Source organism: Bacteroides propionicifaciens DSM 19291 = JCM 14649 (genome assembly GCF_000375405.1).
GTDB lineage: Bacteria > Bacteroidota > Bacteroidia > Bacteroidales > Bacteroidaceae > Bacteroides_E > Bacteroides_E propionicifaciens.
In genome coordinates, this window is record NZ_AQWS01000054.1 from 1 (window position 1) to 7028 (window position 7028).

The window sequence follows — 7028 nt, forward strand, 5'->3', positions numbered from 1 at the left end:
GTCACGCCGATGGTACTGCATACCCGTGGGAGAGTAGGTAGCCGCCTTTTTAAGAAGAGAGAGTCATAGGATTAGTCCTAATGACTCTCTCTTTTCTTGTTTATATACTAGAGATTCTATAATATAAGATGTTGTAACTATCGGTATGTATCTAAGTATCGATTTATCCAGTTAACCCCTTGTGATGAAAGTGTTATGATTAATCTCATTTCTGTTTTCATTCATTACTTTATGTTATTTATAATCGAATATTTAAGAATAAAACTATCATAAAACAAATTTTATTTGTACCTTTGTCAGCCGAATTATATCTATATTAGAAGAATATAAAACATAATAAGTTAGTTAGTGAAAACTGAAAAAAACTATATTTACGACTTAGCTAAAGTACCAACTCAATCTAGAGTAGAGGTTACGTATGAACTTGATGAAGTTTTCTTTAAAGCTTTTGAAACGGACGAAACCCTCATTACTGGAGGTGATGTACATGTTAATATTCTTATTGATCACTATAGTGAAGATGAGTTTATTTTAAGCTTAGATTTTGAAGGATCAATAACTTTACCTTGCGATAGATGTCTTGGTGATCTTCAAGAAGAAGTTTCAGCTGAAGATTTTCTTAAGATACGTCTAAGCCAGGATATCCGTATTGGTGACGAAATAGTAAATGTTTCTGATGAAGAATCGGATTTTGATATAACTTTAGAAGAAGGCTCAACAAAACTAGACCTTTCATGGCCAATGTATGAATTACTAGTTTTATCTTTGCCTATTCAACATATACATCCAGAAGGTGAGTGTAATCCAGAAATGGAACAATTGCTTCAAGAGCATTTAGCAGTGCTACCTGGCGGTAATCAAGAAGCTACCGAAGACTCATCAGAAGAAGGGGAAGAAGAAACTGACCCTCGCTGGAATGAACTAAAGAAAATATTAAACAATAATTAAAATCATAATAAAATGGCACATCCAAAAGGAAGACAGTCTAAAACAAGAACTGCAAAAAGAAGAACTCATGATAAAGCTGTTGCACCTACTTTAGCAATTTGTCCAAACTGTGGTGAATGGCACGTATTCCACACTGTGTGTGGTGCATGTGGATACTACAGAGGTAAAGTAGCTATCGTAAAAGACGCAGCTCTATAAAAAAGAGTCAAACGTATACTAAACAGCCTGAAAGCTTTAAGCTTTTTGGCTGATTTTGTGTATATGTATTTATGATTAAAATCTAGGTCAATGGAAAAACTTAATGCAGTAATCACTGGCGTTGGTGGGTATGTTCCTGAATACGTTTTAAACAATGAAGAGTTGTCTAAAATGGTTGATACCAACGATGAGTGGATTATGACTCGAATAGGAGTTAAAGAAAGAAGAATATTACGTGAAGAGGGTTTAGGTACATCATATATGTCGCGTAAAGCGGCTCGTGAATTGATGAGAAAAACTAAAGCTAATCCCGATGATATCGATTTAGTAATTGTTGCAACTTCTACTCCAGACTATCATTTCCCTTCAGTAGCTTCTATAATTTGCGATAAGCTAGGTCTTAAGAATGCATTTGCATACGATCTTCAAGCTGCTTGTAGTGGCTTCTTATATGCAATGGAGACAGCTGCAAACTTTATCCGTTCGGGACGATACAAAAAAGCAATTATCATTGGTGCTGATAAAATGTCAGCTATGGTTGATTATACTGATAGAGCTACTTGCCCTATCTTTGGTGATGGTGCTGCGGCATTCATGATTGAACCTTCAACTGAAGAACTTGGTATCCTTGATGGTATATTAAGAACCGATGGTAAGGGGTTACCTTTCTTACATATGAAAGCTGGTGGTTCAGTATGCCCTCCATCTTATTTTACGATTGACAATAAAATGCATTACATTTATCAGGAAGGAAAAACAGTATTTAGATATGCTGTTTCAAACATGTCTGATGTAAGCGCTGAAGTTGCTCAAAGAAATGGTTTAGATAAATCAAATATTAATTGGGTTGTTCCTCATCAAGCGAACCTTCGTATCATTGATGCTGTTGCTCGTCGTTTAGAATTACCTAGCGAAAAAATGTTAGTTAATATTGAGAACTACGGTAATACAAGTGCTGCTTCATTGCCTCTATGTATATGGGATAATGAAAAGAAGCTTAAGAAGGGTGATAATATCATCTTTACTGCTTTTGGTGCTGGATTTACGTGGGGTGCTATATATGTGAAATGGGCTTACGATTCAAATGAGTAAGACTGTGAACTAAAAAAATCACTATGACAATATTAAAAGCGCATCCTAATATCTTTTTCGATGCGTTTTTTTGTCTAAAAGAATAGAATTATGAAACATAAAGCAGGCTTTGTCAACTTAGTAGGTAATCCGAATGTTGGTAAATCCACCCTAATGAATAAATTGGTAGGTGAAAGAATTTCAATTGCTACATTTAAGGCTCAAACAACAAGACATCGTATTATGGGGATTTATAATACCGATGAAACACAAATTGTTTTTTCTGATACCCCCGGGGTAGTTAAGCCTAGTTATAAGCTTCAGGAGTCTATGCTACAATTTTCTCAATCTGCATTATCTGACGCTGATGTACTGCTTTATGTAACCGATATTGTAGAGCAAGCCGAGAAAAACGCTGATTTTATTGAGAAAGTTGCTGGTTTAGAAGTACCTGTACTAGTAGTTATCAATAAGATTGATCTCTCCAATCAAGATGAATTAATAAGATTAGTAGAGCAGTGGGAGAAACTTCTACCGAAGGCAGAAATTATACCTGTTTCTGCAAAATCTAATTTTGGAGTTGATGTAATCTTAAAGCGAATTAATGAGTTGCTCCCTGAGTGCCCTCCTTATTTTGATAAAGAACAGTGGACTGACAAACCTGCTCGTTTCTTTGTATCTGAGATACTTAGAGAAAAGATTTTGTTATATTATGATAAGGAAATCCCTTATGCTACCGAGGTTATCGTAGAGCAGTTTAAAGAATCTCAAAAGAAGATTTTGATATCTACTGTGATTTATGTTGAACGTGACTCTCAAAAAGGAATCATAATTGGTAAGCAAGGGAAAGCTCTGAAGAAAATTGCTACAGAAGCAAGAAAAGAGCTTGAACGTTTCTTTGGTAAATCTGTATTTTTAGAAACATTTGTGAAGGTTGATAAAGACTGGAGAAGTTCTGATAAAAGACTTAAAGACTTCGGATATCAACCGGATTAATTAATTAACGCAGCCCATAAAGGGTTGAATAATAATAAAAACTATGAGAAATTTAGTTGCTATAGTTGGACGTCCTAATGTTGGTAAGTCAACACTTTTTAATCGTTTAACAAAGACTAGAAGAGCCATTGTTAACGACGAAGCAGGTACTACTCGTGATCGTCAATATGGTAAGGCCGAATGGTTAGGAAAAGAATTCTCGGTAGTAGATACTGGTGGATGGGTTGTCAACTCTGACGACATATTCGAAGAGGAGATTCGCAAACAGGTCCTTGTTGCTGTTGAAGAAGCTGATGTGATTTTATTTGTTGTTGATGTTCAAAATGGTATTACCGATTTGGACGAGCAAGTTGCTTCTATCCTACGTAGATCAAACAAACCTGTTGTTCTGGCTTCCAACAAAACTGATAATTTCGACTTACAATACAACGCGGCTGAGTTTTATGGCTTAGGATTGGGTGAACCGTACTGTATCTCAGCAATGTCTGGTAGTGGTACTGGTGAGCTTTTGGACACTATAGTTACTCATTTCAATACTGATACCGAGGAACTTCTCGATGATGATATTCCTCGTTTTGCTATAGTTGGCCGACCAAATGCTGGAAAATCTTCACTTGTTAATGCTTTTATCGGTCACGATAGAAATATTGTAACAGAGATGGCTGGAACAACAAGAGATTCGATTTATACTCGCTACAATAAGTTTGGTTTTGATTTTTACTTAGTTGATACTGCTGGTATTCGTAAAAAAAGCAAGGTACATGAAGACCTAGAATACTATTCTGTAATTCGTTCTATCCGTGCTATTGAGAGTTCTGATATCTGTATCCTGATGATTGATGCAACACGTGGTATTGAGGGACAAGATTTGAATATATTCTCTTTGATCCAAAAGAATAGCCGAGGTCTTGTTGTTGTTGTTAATAAATGGGATTTAGTAGAAGATAAAACGGATAAGACAGTTAAGCTTTTTGAGCAAACTATTCGTGAACGCTTTGCACCGTTTACTGACTTCCCTATAATCTTTGCATCTGCTCTAAGCAAGCAAAGAATCTTGAAGGTGCTTGAAGAAGCTAGAGATGTTTATGCGAATCGTAAGATGAAGATACCTACAGCTAAGCTGAATGAAGAGATGTTGCCACTTATTGAGGCATATCCACCACCAGCAAACAAGGGTAAGTATATTAAGATTAAGTATGTCACTCAACTACCTAATACGACGATACCATCATTTGTGTTTTTCGCTAATCTTCCTCAATATATCAAGGAACCTTATCGCAGATTCTTGGAGAATAAGATGAGAGAGAAATGGAACTTATGTGGTAATCCAATAAATATCTTTATCAGACAGAAATAATAGAAAAAGGTTGACTTAATAGTCAACCTTTTTTGTTTCATACTCTTTGATCTTCTTGAAAAGATCGGAAGCAAATACAAAGTCATTCAACAGAGTGTTTTCTGATTGAATAATTTCATCTTTGGTTCCTGTCCACTCAGCATTACCTTCGTAGATGTAGAGAATGTTGTCACCAATACCCATTACTGAGTTCATATCATGGGTATTGATTATTGTAGTCATATTATATTCTACAGTAATATCGTGTATGAGCTTGTCAATCACTAGTGATGTCTTTGGGTCAAGACCTGAGTTCGGCTCATCACAAAACAAGTATTTAGGATTAAGAGCAATGGCTCTAGCTATGGCTACACGTTTTTGCATGCCACCACTGATTTCGCCAGGGAATTTATCTCGTGCATTTAGTAGGTTGACCCTGTCAAGACAAAACATAGCACGCTTTACTTTATCTCTAAAGGTGTCATTAGAAAACATATTTAAGGGGAACATAACATTTTCCATGACAGACATTGAATCGAATAGAGCAGCACTTTGAAATATCATGCCCATTTTAATTCTAAGCTTCTTCTTTGCTCTTTTGTCGAGGTTTATAAAGTTGACTCCATCATATAGAATCTCACCCGAAGTAGGTTCTAGCAATCCGACAATACATTTCATAAGTACAGTCTTACCTGAGCCACTCTGTCCAATGATTAGGTTGGTTTTACCATCTTCAAAGAGAATATTTATATTCTTAAGTACTGCTTTATTCCCGAAGGATTTATCTAGGTTTTTTATCTCGATCATCCCATTATTAGTTTAGTAAGAATTAAGTCTGCAAAAAGGATGAGTACACTGCTACACACAACAGAATCTGTTGATGCCTTACCGACATCGGTTGATCCACCCTCTACAGAATATCCAAAGAAAGCAGACACACTGGCTATGATAAAAGCAAAGAAAAGTGACTTGACAATCCCTGTCCAAATAAAACTCTCGACAAATCCATACTGTAGTCCATACTCTAAGTCCGTAGCAGTCATTATTCCGCCAAACCAACAGGTTGCGAAAGCTCCGACTATACCTGCAACAATACTAAAAACAACCAGAGCTGGTATAACCGTTAGCATAGCTGTAATTTTAGGTAGTATAAGATAGCTCGCAGGGTTGACTCCCATAATTTCGAGTGCATCTATTTGCTGGGTAACCCGCATAGTACCTATTTCTGAGGCAATGTTAGAACCTACTTTTCCAGCAAGAATTAGACACATAATAGCGGATGAAAACTCTAGTAAAAGAATCTCTCTAGTTACATAACCAACAGTCCAGCGTGGCATCCATGCACTCTCAATGTTTAGTTTGATTTGAATGGTTATTACTGCTCCTATGAAAAAAGAAATTAGAAGAACGATACCAATTGAATTGACACCCAGCTGCTCAATCTCTTTAACGTAGGACTTGAAGAACATCCTCATTCTTTCAGGCCTAGAGAAAGTTCTCTTCATCAGAAGAATATACCTCCCGACCATTGATAATCCTTTATACATACCTAGTTTTATTTATAAGCAAATGTACATCATTTTCATCTTATTTTCACTACATTTGCCCAAAATCAAGATGTATGGAAGAGCATAGGATGACACTGCGTTCGGAGAATCTCGTAAAAAAGTACGGGAAACGAACAGTCGTTAATCAGGTATCGATTAATGTCAAGCAAGGAGAAATAGTTGGGTTGCTAGGTCCTAATGGGGCTGGTAAGACTACTTCATTTTACATGACAGTAGGTCTAATTACCCCTAATGCTGGAAAAATATTTCTAGACGATCTTGATATTACAGATTACCCGGTCTATAAAAGAGCAAGAGCAGGTATTGGTTATTTGGCCCAAGAGGCGTCTGTCTTTCGTCAGATGACTGTAGAAGACAATATTGCTGCTGTACTTGAGATGACTAAGACTACCAGTGAATATCAAAAAGATAAGCTGGAGAGTTTGATTGCCGAGTTTAGACTTCAGAAGGTACGTAAAAACCGTGGAAATCAACTTTCGGGTGGTGAGAGAAGACGTACTGAGATTGCTAGATGCTTGGCTATTGATCCTAAGTTTATCATGCTTGACGAACCTTTTGCAGGGGTTGACCCCATCGCTGTTGAAGATATCCAACAGATTGTATGGAAGCTAAAAGATAAAAATATTGGGATTCTTATTACAGATCATAATGTTCAGGAGACCTTAAGTATTACAGATCGTGCGTATCTTCTTTTTGAAGGACGCATTCTATTTCAAGGGGAGCCTGAGGCTTTGGCAGAAAATAAAATTGTTAGAGAGAAATATCTAAGTACTAGTTTTGTTTTCCGTAAAAAGGAGTTTCAGCGTTAGAAGTGATTCTAGACACTGTCTCAGGAAGTGTGTAAGTAAATTAAGCTTGGGTTGGGTTATTGTTATAGCCTGACCCTTTCTTTGTAAATAATTAGGAACTGA

Annotated in this window: 8 protein-coding genes; 6 read left to right on the plus strand and 2 right to left on the minus strand. The window is 36.5% G+C overall.

Going from position 1 to position 7028, the window contains the following annotated elements:
• Positions 1 to 348 precede the first annotated feature (348 nt).
• The 5 genes from B091_RS0111220 (at position 349) to der (ending at position 4570) form a co-directional block, all read left to right on the plus strand.
• Positions 349 to 948 carry a YceD family protein gene (locus B091_RS0111220; RefSeq protein WP_018110090.1) on the plus strand — a complete coding sequence of 200 codons (600 nt, stop codon included), beginning with the start codon at positions 349 to 351 and terminating at the stop codon, positions 946 to 948.
• 12 nt (positions 949 to 960) lie between these two features.
• Positions 961 to 1146, plus strand: coding sequence for a 50S ribosomal protein L32 (gene rpmF, locus B091_RS0111225; protein ID WP_018110091.1), 186 nt, complete (start codon positions 961 to 963; stop codon positions 1144 to 1146).
• 90 nt (positions 1147 to 1236) lie between these two features.
• The gene (locus tag B091_RS0111230) at positions 1237 to 2238 is read left to right on the plus strand and encodes a beta-ketoacyl-ACP synthase III (protein ID WP_018110092.1); all 1002 of its coding nucleotides are present in this window, start codon (positions 1237 to 1239) and stop codon (positions 2236 to 2238) included.
• A gap of 90 nt (positions 2239 to 2328) precedes the next feature.
• Positions 2329 to 3213, plus strand: coding sequence for a GTPase Era (era, locus tag B091_RS0111235; RefSeq protein ID WP_018110093.1), 885 nt, complete (start codon positions 2329 to 2331; stop codon positions 3211 to 3213).
• A gap of 43 nt (positions 3214 to 3256) precedes the next feature.
• Positions 3257 to 4570 (plus strand): ribosome biogenesis GTPase Der, encoded by a 1314-nt coding sequence (gene der / locus B091_RS0111240; RefSeq protein ID WP_018110094.1) that lies wholly within the window; start codon positions 3257 to 3259, stop codon positions 4568 to 4570.
• Positions 4571 to 4585: 15 nt separating this feature from the next.
• Here der and B091_RS0111245 read toward each other — a convergent pair whose 3' ends face one another.
• Together B091_RS0111245 and B091_RS0111250 are read right to left on the minus strand one after the other, a co-directional pair.
• Positions 4586 to 5356: an ABC transporter ATP-binding protein gene (locus B091_RS0111245; protein WP_018110095.1), complete on the minus strand. Its 771-nt coding sequence runs from the start codon at positions 5354 to 5356 to the stop codon at positions 4586 to 4588.
• Complete coding sequence (locus tag B091_RS0111250; protein ID WP_018110096.1) at positions 5353 to 6096, minus strand: MlaE family ABC transporter permease; 744 nt, start codon at positions 6094 to 6096, stop codon at positions 5353 to 5355. The genes B091_RS0111245 and B091_RS0111250 overlap by 4 nt, the downstream gene beginning before the upstream one ends.
• Positions 6097 to 6170: 74 nt before the next feature.
• Between B091_RS0111250 and lptB the strand changes: the two genes are divergently transcribed.
• Positions 6171 to 6926 (plus strand): LPS export ABC transporter ATP-binding protein, encoded by a 756-nt coding sequence (lptB, locus tag B091_RS0111255; RefSeq protein WP_018110097.1) that lies wholly within the window; start codon positions 6171 to 6173, stop codon positions 6924 to 6926.
• Positions 6927 to 7028: the final 102 nt, after the last annotated feature.

Bases quoted from the DNA above. Each gene is read 5' to 3' on its own strand.
- era (WP_018110093.1), top strand. From the start codon at position 2,329: ATGAAACATAAAGCAGGCTTTGTCAACTTAGTAGGTAATCCGAATGTT.
- rpmF (WP_018110091.1), top strand. From the start codon at position 961: ATGGCACATCCAAAAGGAAGACAGTCTAAAACAAGAACTGCAAAAAGA.
- B091_RS0111230 (WP_018110092.1), top strand. From the start codon at position 1,237: ATGGAAAAACTTAATGCAGTAATCACTGGCGTTGGTGGGTATGTTCCT.
- lptB (WP_018110097.1), top strand. From the start codon at position 6,171: ATGGAAGAGCATAGGATGACACTGCGTTCGGAGAATCTCGTAAAAAAG.
- B091_RS0111245 (WP_018110095.1), bottom strand. From the start codon at position 5,356: ATGATCGAGATAAAAAACCTAGATAAATCCTTCGGGAATAAAGCAGTA.
- der (WP_018110094.1), top strand. From the start codon at position 3,257: ATGAGAAATTTAGTTGCTATAGTTGGACGTCCTAATGTTGGTAAGTCA.
- B091_RS0111250 (WP_018110096.1), bottom strand. From the start codon at position 6,096: ATGTATAAAGGATTATCAATGGTCGGGAGGTATATTCTTCTGATGAAG.